The organism is Ruegeria sp. BJ3 (assembly GCF_056535665.1).
The window spans coordinates 1,256,972-1,274,612 of sequence record NZ_JBQFIT010000001.1; the positions used below are offsets into that span (position 1 = coordinate 1,256,972).

Consider the following 17,641-nt stretch of genomic DNA (forward strand, 5'->3'; position numbering starts at 1 on the left):
AGGAGTATTTCATGAAATTGGAACGCAAGTTCGCGCGGTTCGGCGATGGGCTGTCGGTGACCGAGGACGCGGTGATCGAGGGCTATGCCAGCCTGTTCGGCCAGGTCGATCAGGGCCGCGACGTGGTGCAGAAAGGCGCCTATGCCGCGTCGCTGGCCGGGCTGAAGGCGGCCGGGCAGCGGGTCAAGATGCTGTGGCAGCACGACCCGGCCCAGCCCATCGGCGTGTGGGACGAGGTGCGCGAGGACGAGCGCGGCCTGTGGGTCAAGGGGCGGCTGCTGGAAAGCACCCAGAAGGGCCGCGAGGCGGCAGAGCTGATCCGCGCCGGTGCGCTTGACGGGCTGTCGATCGGCTATCGCACCAAGCGGGCCGTGAAGGATGACAAGGGCCGGCGGCTCTTGACGGAACTGGAGCTGTGGGAGGTGTCGCTGGTGACCTTCCCGATGCTGCCCAGTGCGCGGGTGGCGGCAAAGGGGTCGGACCTCGATGCCGAGGACACCTGGCGCAGTATTGCCGAGGTGTTCCAGAACGCCCGGCAGGAGCTGGCGCGAACCTAGCGCGCCTCAACCCCCACCCAGAAAGGAAGTGCTGATGAGCAAGACCGAGACCGCGGCCTTGACCGGAGAGGGTGTGCCCCTGGTTCAGGAGGTGAAGCAGGCGATGGCTGGATTCGTCATCGAATTCAAGGGCCTGAAGGCTGAAGTTCAACAGAAACTGCAACAAACAGAAGAGCGACTGACCATGCTGGATCGTAAATCAACCATCGCGGCGCGCCCGCATCTTGCGGCCTCGACCCTGGAGGAAGCGCCGCACCAGAAGGCCTTTGACGCCTATGTGCGTTCGGGCGATGACGATGCCCTGCGCGGGCTGGAGATCGAGGCCAAGTCGCTGTCGACCGCCGTCAACAGCGATGGCGGCTATCTGGTCGATCCTCAGACCGCCGAGATGATCAAGTCGGTGCTGAAATCCACCGCTTCGATCCGCTCGATCGCGTCGGTCGTGAATGTCGAGGCGAATTCGTTCGACGTGCTGATCGACCACACCGATGTGGGCGCGGGCTGGGCCGATGAAACAGCGGCGGCCACCGAGACCGGCACCCCGTCTATCGACCGCATCTCGATCCCGCTGCACGAGCTGAGCGCGCTGCCCAAGGCCTCGCAGCGGTTGCTGGACGACAGCGCATTCGACGTCGAGGGCTGGCTGGCCGGCCGTATCGCCGACAAGTTTGCCCGCGCCGAGGCGGCGGCCTTTGTCAACGGTGACGGCATCGACAAGCCGAAGGGCATCCTGAGCCATCCGGCGGTGGACAACGACGTCTGGACCTGGGGCAACCTGGGCTATGTGCCCACCGGTGTCGCGGGCGGCATCGACGCGGATGCGATCGTTGACGTGGTCTATGCGCTGGGCGCGCAGTACCGCGTGAACGGCACCTTCGTGATGAACTCGAAAACCGCGGGCGTGATCCGCAAGCTGAAGGATGCCGACGGCCGCTTCCTGTGGTCGGATGGCCTGGCCGCGGGTGAGCCCGCGCGCCTGATGGGTTATCCGGTGCTGATCGCCGAGGACATGCCCGATCCGGGCACCGACAGTTTCTCGATCGCGTTCGGTGACTTCTCGGCCGGCTACACCATCGCCGAGCGCCCCGACCTGCGCGTGCTGCGCGATCCGTTCAGCGCCAAGCCGCATGTCCTGTTCTATGCCACCAAGCGCGTGGGCGGCGACATCAGCGACTTTGCCGCGATCAAGCTGGTGAAATTCGGCACCGCCTAAGTGGTGACGGATCCGGGGGGCCGGTGGGCCGGTCCCTCGGGCGGCGGGCGCGGGCCGGGGTGAGATCCCCCGCGTTGTCTAGCTGCTCCCCTCCGTCCGAGCAACGTGGGGCGGCGCGTGCCCGCCATTTTCCAAGGATGCGGCACCCGGAGGGGTCCGAGATTGCGGAGTGAATGGATGATGTTGATCGAAGAAACCGCCATCGCGGATGCGGCGCTGCCGGTGGATCAATTCAAGGCGCATCTGCGGCTGGGCACGGGATTTGCCGAGACCGGCCTGCAGGACGACGTGTTGAAAGGGTTCCTGAGGGCGGCGATGGCCGCGATCGAGGCGCGCACGGGCAAGGTGCTGATATCGCGCAGTTTCACCTGGACCCTGAGCCGTTGGCGGAACGACGCGGGCGAGGTTCTGCCGGTCGCGCCGGTGACGAGCATCGACGCGGTGACGCTGACCGACGCGCGGGGCACCCAGCAGGTGGTGGCGCCCGGGACTTACCGCCTGGAGCGCGACAACCAGCGCCCCTGCCTGCGCCCGCTGGGGGCTTGCCTGCCCGCCAATCCCACCGGTGGAGAGGTGACCATCGCGCTGACGGCTGGGATGGCGGCGGATTGGGGCGGGCTGCCGGCGGATCTGGGGCAGGCGGTGCTGCTGCTGGCGGCGCATTACTATGAGTATCGCAACGAGACCAGCCTGAGTGACGGCTGCATGCCCTTCGGCGTGACCAGCCTGATCCAGCGCTATCGCATGGTGCGCTTCGGCGCGGGGGTGATGCAATGAGCGCTCCCCGCCTGAACCGGCAGCTGGTGCTGGAGGCCCCGGTGCGGGTGGCCGATGGCGCGGGCGGCTATGCCGAGACTTGGGCGCCTCTGGGCACGCTGTGGGCCGAGGTGACCGCCCGGACAGGCACCGAGCGCGCGGTCGCGAATGTGGCGGTCTCGCGCGTGAGTTACCGCATCGTGGTGCGTGGCGCGCCCGAGGGGTCGTCGATGCGCCCGGCACCCGATCAGAGGTTTCGCGAGGGCAATCGGCGCTTCGTGATCCGCGCGGTGGCCGAATACGACGCGGCCGGGCGCTATCTGACCTGTTTCGCGGATGAGGAGGTGGCGGCATGAGCTATGGCGTTTCGGCGGCGCTGCAGGCGGCGGTGTTCCAGCAATTGGTGGCGGATGCCCAGGTGGGCGCGCTGAGCGGCGGCGCGATCTATGACGCGGTGCCTTCGGGGACGGTTCCGCAGACCTACGTGACGCTTGGCCCCGAGGAGGTGCGCGAGGCCTCGGACAAGACGGGGCAAGGCACTTTGCATCGCTTCACGGTGTCGGTGGTGTCCGAGGCGGCCGGGTTCGGCGCGGCCAAGACGCTGGCCGGGGCCGTGTGCGACGCGCTGGACGGGGCCGCGCTGACGCTGGATCGGGGACGGCTGGTGGGGCTGTGGTTCGAGCGGGCCTCGGCCCGGCGCACCGGGACCGGCGGCGCGATCCGGCAGATCGACCTGAGATTCCGCGCCCGCGTGGAAGACAACTAAGCAATCAATGGAGAGAGCATATGGGTGCCCAGAACGGTAAGGACCTGCTGGTCAAGGTGGACATGAATGGCACAGGCCTGTTCCAGACCATCGCGGGGCTGCGTGCCACGCGGATCAGTTTCAACGCGGAAAGCGTGGATGTCACCTCGTTGGAGAGCCAAGGCGGCTGGCGCGAGCTGCTGTCGGGGGCGGGGGTCAAGTCGGCCTCGATTTCCGGATCGGGCGTGTTCAAGGACGCCGGCACGGATGAACGCGCGCGGCAGTTGTTCTTTGACGGCGAAACGCCCGCCTTTCAGGTGATCATCCCCGATTTCGGCATCGTCGAAGGACCGTTCCAAGTGACCGGGATCGAGTATGCCGGCTCGCATAATGGCGAAGCGACCTATGAGATGAGCCTGGCCAGCGCCGGTGCTCTGACCTTCGTGGCGTTGTGATGGTCAATCCGTGGGCGGGAGAAGTGGCGCTGGTGGTCGATGGCCAGCGCCGGGTGCTCAAGCTGACACTGGGCACGTTGGCCGAGCTGGAGCAGGAGCTGGGCGCAGGGTCTTTGGTGGAACTGGTGCAGCGGTTCGAGAGCGGCGCCTATTCCAGCGGTGACGTGCTGGCGCTGATCTTGGCGGGGTTGCGCGGTGGCGGGATGGATGTGACCCGCGCCGACATGTTGCGGGCCGAGATAGAGGGCGGCCCGATGGCGGCGGCGCGGGCGGCGGCCGAGCTGCTGGCGCGGGCCTTCATGGTGCCGGGTGAGTCATGAGCGGCTTTGACTGGCCCGGCCTGATACGTGCCGGGCTGCACGAGCTGCGGCTGACGCCGGATCAGTTCTGGCGTCTGACCCCGGCCGAACTGCGGCTGATGCTGGGGCAGGGCCGCGGGATGCCGGCGATGAACCGGGCGCGGCTGGACAGGTTGCTGGCCGCCTGGCCCGACAAGATACAAGGAGAGCGTGATGACGGATCGGGACGGGTTTGACGACCTGCAGGAGCGCGGCGAGGCGCTGGGCGATGCCCTGGGCGATGCCGCCACGATGGCGGCGGCCTTCGATGCCCAGATGAAGCGGATCAGCGCCGCTTTCGAAGAGACCGGGAAGGATGTCGCCACCCTGGAGCGGAGCATGTCGAGCGGGCTGCGCAAGGCCTTCGACGGCGTGGTTCTGGACGGAATGAACCTGTCGGACGCGCTGGACGTGCTGAAGAACTCCATGATCCGCACGGCCTATTCGGCGGCGATCAAGCCGGTGACGGATCATTTCGGCGGCATGCTGGCCAATACGGTCGGCGGCCTGGTGCAGGGGCTGCTGCCCTTTGCCGACGGCGGCAGTTTCGCCCAAGGACGCGTCATGCCTTTTGCCAATGGCGGAGTGGTCACCGGGCCGACCACCTTTCCGATGCGCGGTGCGACCGGGTTGATGGGCGAGGCCGGCCCCGAGGCGATCATGCCGCTGGCGCGCGGACCCGACGGCAAACTGGGGGTGCGCAACTCGGGCGGCGGACGGGCGGTGAACGTGGTGATGAACATCACCACACCCGACGTTCAGGGCTTTCGCCGCAGCCAGGGCCAGATCGCAGCCCAGATGAGCCGCGCCCTGGGGCGCGGCAATCGGAACCGCTAGTTTGGGGAGCAGGACATGAATTTCCACGAAGTCAGATTTCCCGCCAGCCTGAGTTTCGGCTCGGTCGGCGGACCCGAGCGGCGCACGGATATCGTGACGCTGGCCAACGGGTTCGAGGAACGCAACACGCCCTGGGCGCATTCGCGGCGGCGATACGACGCCGGTTTGGGGATGCGGTCGCTGGACGACATCCAGACGCTGATCGCCTTTTTCGAAGCGCGTCAGGGTCAGATGTACGGGTTCCGCTGGAAGGACTGGTCGGACTACAAGTCCTGCGCCGCCACTGCCGAGTTCGACAAGGGCGACCAGGTGATCGGGCAAGGCGACGGGGTCACGACCGAGTTCCAGTTGGTCAAGATCTATGCCTCGGGCGGGGTCAGCTATGTCAGGCCCATCGTCAAGCCGGTACTGGGTACGGTCAAGATTGGGCTGGATCAGGATGAGGCCCGAGAAGGCGTCGATTTCGAGGTGGACCTGAATAGCGGTCTGATCCAATTCGTCGTCCCGCCATCCGAGGGGGTCGACGTGACCGCCGGGTTTGAATTCGATGTGCCGGTGCGGTTTGACACCGACAGGATCCAAGTCAGCGTGGCCAGCTTTCAGGCAGGCGACGTACCCAATGTTCCGGTGGTGGAGGTGCGGGTCTGATGAGCGGCGACAAGCAGGCATTGCTGACCCATCTTCAGTCCGGCATGACCACGGTCTGCCGCTGTTGGGTGATCACTCGAACCGATGGCGTGTCCTTCGGGTTCACCGACCATGACCGCGAACTGGCCTTCGAAGGGCTGGTGTTCAAGGCAAGCACCGGCCTCACAGCCTCGGCGATCGAACAAGCGACGGGCCTGTCGATCGACAATTCCGAGGCCATGGGGGCGCTGTCTGATGCGGCCGTGTGCGACGAGGATATCGAAGACGGCCGCTTTGACGGTGCCGATGTCCGAGCATGGCTGGTCAACTGGGCCGCGCCGGAACAGCGCATGTTGCAGTTCCGTGGCTCAATCGGCGAGCTGCGCCGCGCTGGGGGCGCGTTTCATGCCGAGTTGCGCGGGCTGACCGATCTGCTGAACCGACCCTTGGGGCGGATCTACCAAAAACCCTGTACGGCCGTTCTGGGTGACAAAGCCTGCGGCTTCGACAGGTTGACGCCCGGCTACTGGGCCGAGGCCGAGATTGCCGAGATCGACGATGGGCCGATCCTCAGACTGCAGGGTGCCGAGGCGTTTGAGGACGGCTGGTTCGAACGTGGCCGCGTCGATGTGTTGACCGGCCGCTCTCAGGGGCTTTGGGCCTCGGTGAAGACGGACCGGAGCATCAAGATCGGGCGGGAATTGCACCTTTGGACTGCTCTGGGCTCGGGTCTGGCCACAGGTGACCGTGTGCGGGTGCTGGCGGGCTGCGACAAGCGGATGGAGACCTGTCGGTTGAAATTCAACAACGTCATAAATTTCCAAGGTTTTCCGGATCTGCCGAGCGAAGACTGGGTGATGGCCGTGCCGAAACAGGGCAACGCGAACAATGGAGGCAGCAGGCGGTGATGGTGACGGCTCAGGATATCGTGGACGAAGCGCGAGGCTGGCTGGGAACGCCCTATGTGCATCAGGCCTCGGTCAAGGGAGCGGGAACCGATTGCTTGGGATTGCTGCGCGGCGTCTGGCGTTCCGTCATCGGCCACGAGCCCGAGGCGGTGCCTACCTACAGCATGGACTGGTCTGAACCGCAGGGCGAAGAGCGCATGTGGGCGGCTGCGCGGCGCAATCTGGTTGAACGTCCGCGCAACTTTCTGGCCCCTGGGTGCGTGCTGCTGTTCCGGATGCGCGATGCCGGTGTGGCCAAACACCTTGGTATCGTGAGTGAAGCGGGCGCCGTGCCACGCTTCATCCATGCCTATTCCGGACATGGCGTTGTCGAGAACACTCTGAGCGACCCCTGGCGCCGCCGGGTGGTCGCCTGCTTTGAATTTCCTTTGGAGGGCAACTGATGGCGACGATAGTTTTATCTGCGGCGGGGGCTGCGCTGGGCGGCTCCATCGGTGGAACCGTTGCAGGGTTGTCAACGGCCATCGTGGGGCGGGCAGTCGGCGCGACGCTCGGGCGGGTTATCGACCAGCGATTGATGAGCCAGTCGGTCATGGGCGCCGGAAGCGAGGTGGTCGAGTCCGGCCGGCTGGACCGGTTCAGACTTACGGAAACAGGCGAGGGCGTGCCGTTGTCCACTGTGTTCGGCCGAATGCGGGTCGGTGGGCAGGTGATCTGGGCGTCGGATTTCCTTGAGACCCGCAAAACCACGACGTCTACGCAGTCTGCTGGCGGCAAGGGAACTCCAAAACCTGCCGAAGTCACCACGACCACCCATAGCTACAGCTATTCGATATCACTGGCGATTGCTGTCGGCGTCGGAGAGATCGCGGACATCGCGCGGATATGGGCCGATGGGGAAGAGCTTGAGCGCAACAGCCTGAACATGCGGGTTTATACGGGTAGCCAGGATCAGCTGCCGGATCCCCTGATCGAAACGATCGAAGGTGACGGGACGGTTCCGGCCTATCGCGGCACAGCGTATGTGGTGATCGAAGATCTGCCGATGGCGCAATTTGGCAATCGCGTTCCCCAGTTCTCCTTCGAGGTTGTTCGGCCGGACCAGAAATCCGCACCAGACTACGAGTTCGAATTGCAACGGATTGTCCGGGCCGTGGCCCTGATGCCTGGCACCGGGGAATACACGCTGGCCAGCACGCAGGTAAACTACTCCAAAGGGTCGGGTCAAAGCTGGGCCGCCAACGTCAATGCGCCCTCGGGCGAGCCCGATTTGGTGGCCTCGATGCGTGCCCTGAGCAAAGAACTTCCGGGCTGCAAGGCTGCGTCGCTGGTGGTCTCGTGGTTCGGAGATGACTTGCGTTGCGGCGCTTGCAGCATTCGACCCAAGGTGATCCCCCAAGACGTGGACGGCGCCAACATGCCGTGGAAAGTCTCTGGGCTAAAGCGCAAATCGGCTCAGGTCGTGCAACAGGTGGACGGGCGACCGGTCTATGGCGGTACCCCGGCCGATGCGTCGGTGGTTCAGGCCATTCAACACCTCAAGGGCTCCGGCAGCCGGGTAATGTTTTATCCTTTCATCCTGATGGATCAGATGCAGGGTAATGGTCTTCCAGACCCATGGTCGGATGCCGGCGATCAGCCGCATCTGCCGTGGCGCGGCCGGATCACGCTGGACGTGGCTCCGGGGCGTCCGGGGTCGTTGGACGGAACCGCAGGTGCGGACGCTCAGGTGGCAAGCTTTTTTGGTGCAGCCCAAGCCTCGGATTTCATCATCGGTAATGGCAGCGTGACCTATACCGGCCCGGAAGAATGGAGCATGCGCCGTTTCATTCTTCACTACGCGGCGTTGTGCAAGGCAGCAGGCGGGGTCGAGGCGTTTTGCATCGGTTCGGAAATGCGTGGTCTTACCCAGATACGCGGCGCGTCCGGGTTCGCGGCCGTCGCTCAGCTGAAGGCATTGGCGGCGGAAGCGCGGCAGATACTGGGGCCAGACACCAAGATAGGCTACGCTGCGGATTGGACAGAGTATTTCGGGTACCAGCCTGCCGACGGCAGCGGTGACCGATACTTCCATCTGGACCCACTGTGGGCAGACGAAAACATCGATTTCGTCGGGATCGACAACTACATGCCGGTCTCGGACTGGCGGGATGGCGACGATCATCGTGATGCGATGGATGGTGCCCGGTCAATCTACGACCTGGATTATTTGCGCGGCAACATCGAAGGCGGTGAAGGATACGACTGGTACTATCCAACGCCGGAGGAACAGGACGCGCAGATAAGGTATCCGATCGAGGACGGCCAACATTCAGAGCCATGGGTGTGGAGATATAAGGACATCCGCAACTGGTGGTCGAACTTGCACCACGAACGGATCGGAGGAGTGCGCCAAGCTGACCCGACCGATTGGGTTCCGGGATCAAAGCCGATCTGGTTCACGGAATTGGGCTGTGCGGCCATAGACAAGGGAACGAACCAACCCAACAAGTTTTTGGATCCGAAATCCTCGGAATCCGATCTGCCCAAATACTCAAACGGTCAACGCGACGATTTCATTCAGGTTCAGTATTTGAAGGCAGTTCTGGGATATTGGGCCGATCCGCAGATTAACCCGGTTTCGGATATCTACGATGGTCCGATGGTGGACGTTTCGAATGCCTACGTGTGGGCGTGGGACGCGAGACCTTACCCGACATTTCCGAACCTGCGTTCGCAGTGGAGCGACGGCGAAAACTACGCCCGTGGTCATTGGTTGAACGGACGTTCTGGTGCCAGGACACTGGCCTCGGTGGTGGCCGAGATTTGTCAGGCTGCAGGCGTTTCCGATTTTGATGTGTCTGCGCTGGACGGAGTTGTCCGTGGATACGTGATCGAAGATGTTTCGGACGCGCGGGCGGCCCTGCAACCGCTGATGCTGCGCTACGGATTTGATGCGATCGAGCGGGACGGTGTTCTGACATTCCGCATGAGGGCCGGGCGCCGGGCATTCGATCTGTCGCTGGATCAGGTCGCGGAAAGCCCCGAGGTCGATGGCAGGGTCCAGTACCAGCGCGAAGCCGAGGCCGAAATGGCTGGCCGCGTGCGTCTGCGCTTCGTGCAGTCGGATGCGGACCACGATGTGGTATCAGAGGAGGCCGTGCTGCCCGATGATCGGACACATTCTGTTGCCGTGAACGAAATGCCTCTGTCGATGACCCGCGCCGAAGGGAGGCAGACGGTCGAACGTTGGCTGGCCGAGGCCCGCGTCGCGCGCAACACCGCTCGGTTTGCGCTGCCGCCGTCGCAGATGCATCTGGGCGCCGGCGACATTGTTCGACTTCCATCTTGGAATGGGGGAGCCGATGCGCTGTATCGCATAGACAGGTTGGAACAGGCTGACATCCAGCTGGCGGCTGCCGTGCGGATCGAGCCCGGGGTCTATTCGCCGTCCGACATGGCGGATGATGGGTTTGTCTCACAACCCTTTGTGGCCCCAGTCCCGGTTCTTCCGATTTTTCTGGATCTGCCACTCATTACCGGCGCCGAAGAGCCGCACGCCCCTTATCTGGCCGTCACGGCCGATCCTTGGCAAGGCAGCGTCGCCGTCTATTCCTCGGACAGCGACGAGGGCTACGCGCTGCGCGATCTGGTGACAGGTCAGGCTGTGATCGGGTTCACCGAATCCGCCTTGCTGTCCGCGAGCGCAGGGGTTTGGGATGAAGGTGAGCCGCTGCGCGTGCGCCTTGTTGATGGCGTCTTGCAGTCGCGGTCGCGTGACTCGCTTTTGACAGGCGCCAACTTGGCGGCGATCGGAGACGGCACGCCCGGAAATTGGGAAGTGTTTCAATTCGCGGATGCCGTCTTGCAGGAACCCGGGGTCTATGCCTTGTCTGGCCGCCTGCGCGGCCAATTGGGTACGGACGCAGTCATGCCTGAAAGCTGGCCGGAGGGTTCTGTGTTCGTGTTGCTTGACGAGAGGGTTCTTCAGACCAGCCTGCTGCGGACCGAACGCCGAATTGCCCGGCACTACCGGATCGGGCCTGCCACCCGCGGATACGACGACGATTCCTATGTCCATAAGGTCGAGGTCTTTGATGGAAACGGTCTGCGCCCCTACGCGCCAGTTCATCTGAAGGTCGAGAGACACGGGGGCGATGACCTGTTCACCTGGGTACGCCGAACCCGGATCGACGGCGACGATTGGGACGTGCTGGACGTGCCGCTGGGCGAGGAGTCCGAGACTTATCTGATCCGGATTCGGTCAGGTGGCACCCTTGTTCGGGAAGAGATCGCCACGACGCCAAGTTGGACCTATTCCGCGGCGGCACAGTCTTCGGACGGGGTCACGGGCCTCTACGAGGTCGAGGTGGCGCAGGTTTCGGCCAGCTACGGGCCGGGCGCGGCCGCGCGGCTGAGTGTGGGGTAGGGAGACCATGCGCCCTGTTTTGCACGGCGATGTCAGTTCTGCGGCGCGGGTTTTGCTGACCGTGCCGCAAGCCCAGCGTGAGCGGCTGTGCGCGCGCATGATCGCCGAGGCCGAGTTGGCTGACCGTCACGTAACCGCGACGGGTCGTTTGCATCCTGTTTACGGGAACGGAGCATTGATGGCAGCGGCACGCAGCCGCCCGCTGGCAGATGAGCCGAGCTTTAGCGACACCGAGTATTGCCGGTATTTCGAGGCGGTACTGCGCCAACTTATCCGGTTTCAACTCAACCGGCCGCGCAGCTGACGCACTTGCTGGCGGCCGGGTCCAGGTCCAGCCGCCTGCGCGGAATGTCGTCACCGCAATCCTCGCAATACCCGAATTCGCCCTCGGCTATCCGGTCGAGGGCGGCTCTCAGCCGTCGGGCTGCGAGATCTCGTCGCGTTTGTTGCGCCTTGGCCATGGCCTGATTCTGCAACGCATCCATTCGGCTGAGCCGCCCGACCGCCTGCTGGTCAAGCTCGACCACGGATTGAGCGTCCTGACCGGCCAGGGAATTGCGTTCCAATTCCTCCAGCCGGGACAGGATAAGTGTTTCAAATTCCCTGAGTTCGGACCGGTTCATTTTCTGTTGTGTTGCACATCAAGGGTTTGCGTTTGGCCTTTTTGGGCCTAGATGGCTATTCTAGGCGCAGCAGAGGATCAAAAGCCATGTTTGAAACGCGCACCCAAGTTACGTCAGTTGACCCCGTCTGGGACCGGATCACGGCCGAAGCACAGGCCGCCGTCGAAAAAGAGCCTTTGATGGGCGGACTGGTGCATGCCTGTATCCTGCACCACAAGTCTCTGGAACGTGCGTTGTCCTATCGGATCTCGGCCAAGCTGTGCTCGAACGAGATGTCGATGATGGTTCTGCGTGAAATCGTCGAAGAGGCATATGCCGATGACAAGGCGCTGATGAATGCAGCCCGCGCGGACCTGATGGCCGTGTACGAGCGCGACCCGGCCTGCCATCGTCTGCTGCAGCCGATCCTGTATTTCAAAGGCTACCAAGCCATGCAGGCCTATCGCGTGGCACACTGGCTGTGGCAGAAGGGCCGGCACGATCTGGCCTATTTCTTCCAGATGCGCAGTTCGGAAATCTTCGGGATCGACATTCACCCCGCCGCGAAGATCGGCAAGGGCATCATGATCGACCACGCGCATTCCATCGTGATCGGTGAAACTGCGGTCGTGGGCGACAACGTCTCGATGCTGCATTCGGTGACTCTGGGCGGGACCGGCAAGGAAGAAGAGGATCGTCATCCCAAAATCGAGGATGGCGTCCTAATCGGGGCCGGGGCCAAGGTTCTGGGCAACATCCGCGTGGGTCATTGCAGCCGCATCGCCGCCGGTTCGGTGGTGCTGCAGGATGTGCCGCCCTGCAAGACCGTAGCGGGTATCCCCGCCAAGATCGTGGGTGAGGCGGGATGCGACCAGCCCTCGATCTCGATGGATCACATGCTGGGCAAGGATCAGTAAGCCTGTTCTCAGGTGCGAAAAAAGCCGCCTCGGGGTCCGAGGCGGCTTTTTTGATTTTTGTGACTTGGATCAGGCCAGCATGACCATCGGATTTTCCAGGTTGTCCACGATGGCCTGCAGGAGCTGTGCTCCAAGCGCGCCGTCGATCACCCGGTGATCGACCGACATGGTTACCGACATCACGGTCGCCACGGTCAACTCGCCGTCTTCGCCCACGACCGGCTTCTTGGCACCGGTGCCGACGGCCAGGATGCCCGCATGCGGCGGGTTCACGATGGCGTCGAAATTGTCGATGCCATACATGCCCAGGTTCGAAACCGCGAAGGTGCCGCCTTGATACTCGTGCGGGGCCAGCTTGCGTTCGCGCGCACGCGCGGCCAGGTCCTTCATCTCGGTCGAAAGGGCCGACAAAGATTTGGTGTCGGCGTCCTTCAGGACCGGGGTGAACAGGCCGCCTTCGATCGCCACGGCCACGGCCACGTCCGAAGGTTTCAACTGCAGCACCCTGTCGCCCGCCCATACGGCGTTGCACTCGGGCACCTGCTGCAGCGCGTTGGCGACGGCCTTGATTATGAAGTCGTTGACGCTCAGCTTCACGCCGCGGGCTTCCAGCTGCTTGTTCAGCTGGCTGCGGAATTTCAGCAGCGCGTCCAGCTTGATGTCGCGGCGCAGGTAGAAATGCGGGATGGTCTGCTTGGCCTCGGCCAGACGGGCGGCGATGGTCTTGCGCATGCCGTCCAGCTTGACCTCTTCGTACTCGCGGCCTTCGTACATGCGGGCCACCATGTCGGCCGAGGGGCCTGCAGGAGCAGCAGCAGGGGCGGGCGCCGCGCTTGCCGAAGCAGCCGGTGCCGCTGTCGGAGCGGTTGCGCCTTCGACATCCGCTTTGACTATGCGGCCATGCGGGCCCGAGCCCTTGATCTGCGCCAGGTCCAGACCCTTTTGGGCGGCAATGCGACGGGCCAGCGGCGAGGCAAAGATGCGTCCGCCATCGGCTTTGACCGGGGCCGCCGGTGCCGGGGCAGGGGCGGGCGCCTCGGATGCCGCAGAGGCGGCAGCCTCGTTGCCCGCGTCGGCTGCGGGCGCAGCCTCGGGTGCCTTGGTCGGGGCTTCGGCGATGTCATCGGCGCTTTCGCCTTCTTCCAGCAGCACGGCGATGGGGGTGTTCACCTTGACCCCCTCGGTGCCTTCAGGAACCAGGATCTTGCCGACGACGCCTTCGTCGACAGCTTCGAACTCCATCGTGGCCTTGTCGGTCTCGATCTCGGCCAGCAGGTCGCCGGAGGAGACGGTGTCGCCTTCCTTGACCAGCCATTTGGCGAGGGTGCCTTCCTCCATGGTCGGCGAAAGGGCGGGCATCAGAATTTCGGTGGGCATCTGTCAGTCGCTCCTTACCGATAGGTCACTTGTTTGACGGCGGCGATCACTTCGTCGGTGGTAATCAGCGCCAGCTTTTCCAGGTTCGCCGCATAGGGCATGGGCACGTCCTTGCCGGTCAGCGTGATGACGGGCGCGTCCAGATAGTCGAACGCTTCCTGCATGACCACGGAGCTGATGTAGCTGCCGACCGAGCCTTGCGGCCAGCCTTCTTCCACTGTGACCAGACGGTTGGTTTTCATCACCGAGTTGATGATCGCACCGGTGTCCATCGGGCGGATGGTGCGCAGGTCGATCACCTCGGCGCTGATGCCATCCTCAGCCAGCTTGTCGGCGGCTTCCAATGCGTATTGCATACCGATCCCAAAACTGACGATGGTCACATCGGTGCCTTCGCGCCAGATGCGGGCCTTGCCCAGCGGCACGGTCAGATCATCGACCTGCGGCACGTCGAACGAGCGGCCATAGAGGATTTCGTTTTCCAGGAACACGACCGGGTTGGGATCGCGGATGGCCGATTTCAGCAGACCTTTGGCATCGGCTGCCGAATAGGGCATCACCACCTTCAGGCCCGGGATCTGCATGTACCAGGCGGCATAATCTTGGCTGTGTTGTGCGGCCACGCGCGCGGCGGCGCCGTTGGGGCCGCGGAACACGATCGGACAGCCCATCTGACCGCCGGACATATACAGCGTCTTGGCGGCAGAGTTGATGATCTGGTCGATCGCCTGCATGGCGAAGTTGAATGTCATGAACTCGACGATCGGCTTCAGGCCGCCAAAGGCGGAACCCACGGCAATGCCGGTAAAGCCATGCTCGGTGATTGGCGTGTCGATCACGCGTTTTGCGCCGAATTCGTCCAGCAGGCCCTGGCTCACCTTGTAGGCGCCTTGGTATTCACCGACTTCTTCGCCCATCAGGTAGACGTCTTCGTCCGAGCGCATTTCTTCGGCCATAGCGTCGCGCAGAGCCTCACGGACCGTCATCGATTTCATCTCGGCATCTGCTGGCCAGTCCGGCGACAGGTCCACGGTTGGCGCGGCCGGTGCAGCAGGGGCAGGAGCGGGGGCCTCAACCGCCGCCGGGGCGGCTTCGGCCTCCGCTGCGGCTGCGGGGGCAGCCGCGGTCACGGTCGAGGCGTCTTCGCCCTCTTCGACCAGGATCGCGATCGGCGTGTTGACCTTCACGCCTTCGGTGCCCTCGGCAATCAGGATTTTGCCGACGATGCCTTCATCGACGGCTTCAAACTCCATCGTGGCCTTGTCGGTTTCGATCTCGGCCAGAATGTCGCCAGAGCTTACGGTGTCGCCTTCCTTGACCAGCCACTTGGCCAGCGTGCCTTCCTCCATGGTCGGCGAAAGGGCGGGCATGAGAATTTCGGTTGCCATGTCTTATTCGTCCTCTCAGGCGTAAATGTCGGTCCAGAGCTCGTCCAGCGACGGCTCGGGGCTTTCCTTGGCGAACTCGGCGGCCTGGTTGACGACCTCCTTGATTTCCTTGTCGATCGCCTTCAAGTCATCCTCGGTGGCATGCTTGCCGGTCAGCAGCAGCTCGCGCACGTGTTCGATCGGGTCGCTCTGCTCGCGCACCTTCTGCACCTCTTCGCGGGTACGGTACTTGGCGGGGTCCGACATCGAGTGGCCGCGGTAGCGGTAGGTTTTGACCTCGAGGATGTACGGGCCCTTCCCAGCCCGGCAGTGCGCCACGGCCTTTTCGCCGGCCTCTTTCACCGCCAGAACGTCCATTCCGTTGACGATTTCGCCGGGGATGCCGAACGCCTCACCGCGGTGATAGATGTCCTTGGTCGAGGTTGAGCGCGATTGCGCCGTGCCCATCGCGTACTGGTTGTTCTCGATCACGAAGACCACCGGCAATTGCCAAATGGCCGCCATGTTGAAGGTTTCATAGACTTGACCCTGGTTCGCTGCGCCGTCACCGAAATAGGTAAAGGTCACGCGGCCGTTGTCTTTGTACTTGTCTGCAAAGGCCAGGCCTGCACCCAGCGGAACCTGTGCGCCGACGATCCCATGGCCACCGTAGAAATGCTTTTCTTTCGAGAACATGTGCATCGAGCCGCCCTTGCCCTTGGACAGGCCGCCTTCGCGTCCGGTCAATTCAGCCATGACGCCGCCCGGATCCATCCCGCAGGCCAGCATATGGCCGTGGTCGCGGTAGGAGGTGATGCGCTTGTCGCCATCCTCGGCCGCAGCTTCGAGCCCCACGACGACGGCTTCCTGACCGATGTAGAGGTGGCAGAAACCGCCGATCAGACCCATGCCGTACAGTTGACCGGCCTTTTCCTCGAATCGGCGGATCAACAGCATCTCGCGGTAGTAGGTTTTGAGTTCTTCCGCAGAAACATTTGGTTTCTTTGTGGTTTTTCGCGCAGCCATCGTGGCGACCTCTCCCTTCCGGCAAGATAGTTTAGCGTTAAACTATCTCATAAAGCATTTCGCGCTTTCTGGCGAGCGGAAATGTGACGCAGCGTCCTGGACGGGGTGGGGTATCTGTTTCTACCCGAAATCCGGCAGGTTTTCGCCTTTCAGATAGGCAGTTAACAGACCGAGCCAAGGGCGAAGTGCAGGCTCGGTATCCCCACAATGGGATCGGCGTGGTCAATCGGTATCTGTCTGATATTGCGGAGGGCTGCAGCAGCATTTGCGTTGAGAGAAACCCTTGGGACAAGGCTGTCTCAGCGTTCTATTTCTGGATGCATCAGCGCAGAACACAGATCAACGACGCAAATGCACTATTCCTGAGCTTTTGCCGGACTCGCCTGAAGTTCTTCTCTGACTTCCATCTTTATTCTGAGGGCGGCGAGATCGCGGTTGATCGGGTGTTGCGATACGAAAGCCTGGACAGCGATCTGGCGCAGGTGCTGGATGACTTCGGCCTTGGCGATGTCAGTCTCGACGACAAGCGTTTGAATTCCGGCATTCGGAAATCAAAGCAGTTCGATGTCTTCTACGGTGAAAACTGGGACGGCGAAGCCGTGGACCTAGTGGCTGACCTGTTCCGAAGGGAAATCGATGCTTTCGGGTATCAGTTGCCAACTGCAGAGGAACCCGGGGCGGTCGGGCAAACAGCTAGTTAGCGGATGACGATTTCATCAGCCCGGATCATTCCCAAAACGGTTCGGGCCTGCTGATCCAGAAGGTCGAGATCCAGGTAGGTGTCTGAAAGGCGTCGGGTCAGGTTTTCCATCCGAGCTATGTCGGCGTTCAGCGCCGCAAGGTCGCGTGACAGAGCGTCCCGTTCCGCTGAAATCTCGATCCGTCGGAACAGGCCGTAGTCGCCCTGAACGGCAGCAAAGGTGAAATAGACACCCAGCATGAAAGCCACCGAGAAGAATGCGACTGCGCCCAGACCGGGCCGATTGGAACGGGACACTCTGTTAACCGCCGTATGAATACTGCCTCAAAAAAACGTGCCCTTTGCGGGCATCTGTCGGCACTATGTCACAGGTGATTCGGGTTGTGAATCCCCCGATTCGCACTTTTTGCAATTCGACGAAAAAAGTGATGCTCGAAGAGCCATGACCACGTAGGTATCCGCTCAACGCAAAGCGGTCAGTTCCCTATTTCGCTTCAGGGTCTGTTCTTCCATGCAGGACCAATAGAACATTTGCGCGGCACTGCCATCGCTTTTGAGTTCGGGGTCACAAGTTGCATCCCTGCGTTTCAACCAAGTACGCTGTTCGTTCAACAAAGCCTCGCCGTTTCCGCGCCTGTCCGCCGCTGATTTGACCTCTTTCCAGAGGCGGTTCAGTTCTTTGTCAGCGATTTCCCATTTCTCTTTGGCACAGAAAGTGGCGTCGATCTGAGTTTGCCCGGCGCAATGGGACTGCGCGCCAGAAACACTGGGCAGGAGGATAACAGCAAACGTGGCAACGGCTTTCATG

The 17,641-nt window shown here is 62.8% G+C and carries 22 protein-coding genes; 16 read left to right on the forward strand and 6 right to left on the reverse strand.

The features are described from left to right. Window positions 1-11: 11 nt before the first annotated feature. The 14 genes from ACR3EL_RS06315 (at window position 12) to ACR3EL_RS06380 (ending at window position 11,148) form a co-directional block, all read left to right on the forward strand. Window positions 12-557 (forward strand): HK97 family phage prohead protease, encoded by a 546-nt coding sequence (locus ACR3EL_RS06315; protein WP_480720857.1) that lies wholly within the window; start codon window positions 12-14, stop codon window positions 555-557. Window positions 558-591: 34 nt separating this feature from the next. Next, on the forward strand, window positions 592-1,770 hold the full coding sequence (locus ACR3EL_RS06320; RefSeq protein ID WP_170368637.1) for a phage major capsid protein: 1,179 nt from the start codon (window positions 592-594) through the stop codon (window positions 1,768-1,770). A 177-nt stretch (window positions 1,771-1,947) separates the two neighbouring features. Then, window positions 1,948-2,547 carry a head-tail connector protein gene (locus ACR3EL_RS06325; RefSeq protein WP_170338091.1) on the forward strand — a complete coding sequence of 200 codons (600 nt, stop codon included), beginning with the start codon at window positions 1,948-1,950 and terminating at the stop codon, window positions 2,545-2,547. After that, window positions 2,544-2,882, forward strand: a complete 339-nt coding sequence (locus ACR3EL_RS06330; RefSeq protein ID WP_170338093.1) for a phage head closure protein — start codon at window positions 2,544-2,546, stop codon at window positions 2,880-2,882. Before ACR3EL_RS06325 ends, ACR3EL_RS06330 begins: the two co-directional genes overlap by 4 nt. After that, window positions 2,879-3,292: a DUF3168 domain-containing protein gene (locus ACR3EL_RS06335; protein WP_170338095.1), complete on the forward strand. Its 414-nt coding sequence runs from the start codon at window positions 2,879-2,881 to the stop codon at window positions 3,290-3,292. Before ACR3EL_RS06330 ends, ACR3EL_RS06335 begins: the two co-directional genes overlap by 4 nt. A 20-nt stretch (window positions 3,293-3,312) precedes the next feature. After that, the gene (locus ACR3EL_RS06340; RefSeq protein ID WP_170338097.1) at window positions 3,313-3,726 is read left to right on the forward strand and encodes a phage major tail protein, TP901-1 family; all 414 of its coding nucleotides are present in this window, start codon (window positions 3,313-3,315) and stop codon (window positions 3,724-3,726) included. Next, window positions 3,726-4,046, forward strand: a complete 321-nt coding sequence (locus ACR3EL_RS06345; RefSeq protein WP_170338098.1) for a gene transfer agent family protein — start codon at window positions 3,726-3,728, stop codon at window positions 4,044-4,046. Before ACR3EL_RS06340 ends, ACR3EL_RS06345 begins: the two co-directional genes overlap by 1 nt. Then, window positions 4,043-4,261 carry a rcc01693 family protein gene (locus ACR3EL_RS06350; RefSeq protein ID WP_170338100.1) on the forward strand — a complete coding sequence of 73 codons (219 nt, stop codon included), beginning with the start codon at window positions 4,043-4,045 and terminating at the stop codon, window positions 4,259-4,261. Before ACR3EL_RS06345 ends, ACR3EL_RS06350 begins: the two co-directional genes overlap by 4 nt. Continuing rightward, complete coding sequence (locus tag ACR3EL_RS06355) at window positions 4,239-4,901, forward strand: phage tail tape measure protein (RefSeq protein WP_480720861.1); 663 nt, start codon at window positions 4,239-4,241, stop codon at window positions 4,899-4,901. The genes ACR3EL_RS06350 and ACR3EL_RS06355 overlap by 23 nt, the downstream gene beginning before the upstream one ends. A 15-nt stretch (window positions 4,902-4,916) precedes the next feature. Continuing rightward, window positions 4,917-5,549: a DUF2460 domain-containing protein gene (locus ACR3EL_RS06360; protein WP_170338102.1), complete on the forward strand. Its 633-nt coding sequence runs from the start codon at window positions 4,917-4,919 to the stop codon at window positions 5,547-5,549. Then, window positions 5,549-6,436, forward strand: coding sequence for a DUF2163 domain-containing protein (locus ACR3EL_RS06365; RefSeq protein WP_093962394.1), 888 nt, complete (start codon window positions 5,549-5,551; stop codon window positions 6,434-6,436). Before ACR3EL_RS06360 ends, ACR3EL_RS06365 begins: the two co-directional genes overlap by 1 nt. Further along, entirely contained in the window at window positions 6,436-6,879 is a 444-nt protein-coding gene (locus ACR3EL_RS06370; RefSeq protein WP_170338104.1) for a C40 family peptidase, read from the forward strand. The genes ACR3EL_RS06365 and ACR3EL_RS06370 overlap by 1 nt, the downstream gene beginning before the upstream one ends. Continuing rightward, entirely contained in the window at window positions 6,879-10,844 is a 3,966-nt protein-coding gene (locus ACR3EL_RS06375; protein WP_480720864.1) for a baseplate multidomain protein megatron, read from the forward strand. The genes ACR3EL_RS06370 and ACR3EL_RS06375 overlap by 1 nt, the downstream gene beginning before the upstream one ends. A gap of 7 nt (window positions 10,845-10,851) precedes the next feature. Beyond that, on the forward strand, window positions 10,852-11,148 hold the full coding sequence (locus tag ACR3EL_RS06380; protein WP_170338107.1) for a DUF7742 family protein: 297 nt from the start codon (window positions 10,852-10,854) through the stop codon (window positions 11,146-11,148). Here the strand turns inward: ACR3EL_RS06380 and ACR3EL_RS06385 are convergent. Next, a complete protein-coding gene (locus tag ACR3EL_RS06385; protein WP_170338108.1) occupies window positions 11,129-11,467 on the reverse strand; it encodes a TraR/DksA family transcriptional regulator in 339 nt (112 codons plus the stop codon). The two genes, ACR3EL_RS06380 and ACR3EL_RS06385, sit on opposite strands and share 20 nt — an antisense overlap. Before the next feature lie 86 nt (window positions 11,468-11,553). Here ACR3EL_RS06385 and cysE point away from each other — a divergent pair, with 86 nt between their 5' ends. Then, window positions 11,554-12,363 carry a serine O-acetyltransferase gene (cysE, locus tag ACR3EL_RS06390; RefSeq protein ID WP_093962389.1) on the forward strand — a complete coding sequence of 270 codons (810 nt, stop codon included), beginning with the start codon at window positions 11,554-11,556 and terminating at the stop codon, window positions 12,361-12,363. A 69-nt stretch (window positions 12,364-12,432) separates the two neighbouring features. Here the strand turns inward: cysE and ACR3EL_RS06395 are convergent, their stop codons facing one another. Genes ACR3EL_RS06395 through pdhA form a run of 3 tightly spaced genes read right to left on the reverse strand, consistent with a single transcriptional unit; the run spans window position 12,433 to window position 16,133 of the window. Beyond that, the gene (locus tag ACR3EL_RS06395; protein WP_480720868.1) at window positions 12,433-13,740 is read right to left on the reverse strand and encodes a pyruvate dehydrogenase complex dihydrolipoamide acetyltransferase; all 1,308 of its coding nucleotides are present in this window, start codon (window positions 13,738-13,740) and stop codon (window positions 12,433-12,435) included. 14 nt (window positions 13,741-13,754) lie between these two features. Continuing rightward, window positions 13,755-15,128, reverse strand: a complete 1,374-nt coding sequence (locus ACR3EL_RS06400) for a pyruvate dehydrogenase complex E1 component subunit beta (RefSeq protein ID WP_170599510.1) — start codon at window positions 15,126-15,128, stop codon at window positions 13,755-13,757. A gap of 15 nt (window positions 15,129-15,143) precedes the next feature. Further along, window positions 15,144-16,133 carry a pyruvate dehydrogenase (acetyl-transferring) E1 component subunit alpha gene (gene pdhA, locus ACR3EL_RS06405; protein ID WP_093962386.1) on the reverse strand — a complete coding sequence of 330 codons (990 nt, stop codon included), beginning with the start codon at window positions 16,131-16,133 and terminating at the stop codon, window positions 15,144-15,146. Window positions 16,134-16,216: 83 nt separating this feature from the next. On the opposite strand from pdhA, the gene ACR3EL_RS06410 reads away from it, so the two are divergent. Then, the gene (locus tag ACR3EL_RS06410) at window positions 16,217-16,834 is read left to right on the forward strand and encodes a hypothetical protein (RefSeq protein ID WP_480720871.1); all 618 of its coding nucleotides are present in this window, start codon (window positions 16,217-16,219) and stop codon (window positions 16,832-16,834) included. Here the strand turns inward: ACR3EL_RS06410 and ACR3EL_RS06415 are convergent. Both ACR3EL_RS06415 and ACR3EL_RS06420 read right to left on the reverse strand, forming a co-directional pair. Further along, window positions 16,831-17,130 carry an FtsB family cell division protein gene (locus ACR3EL_RS06415; protein ID WP_170338112.1) on the reverse strand — a complete coding sequence of 100 codons (300 nt, stop codon included), beginning with the start codon at window positions 17,128-17,130 and terminating at the stop codon, window positions 16,831-16,833. The genes ACR3EL_RS06410 and ACR3EL_RS06415 overlap by 4 nt on opposite strands. Before the next feature lie 165 nt (window positions 17,131-17,295). Further along, window positions 17,296-17,640, reverse strand: coding sequence for a lysozyme inhibitor LprI family protein (locus ACR3EL_RS06420; protein ID WP_170599513.1), 345 nt, complete (start codon window positions 17,638-17,640; stop codon window positions 17,296-17,298). Between the last annotated feature and the right edge of the window lies 1 nt (window position 17,641).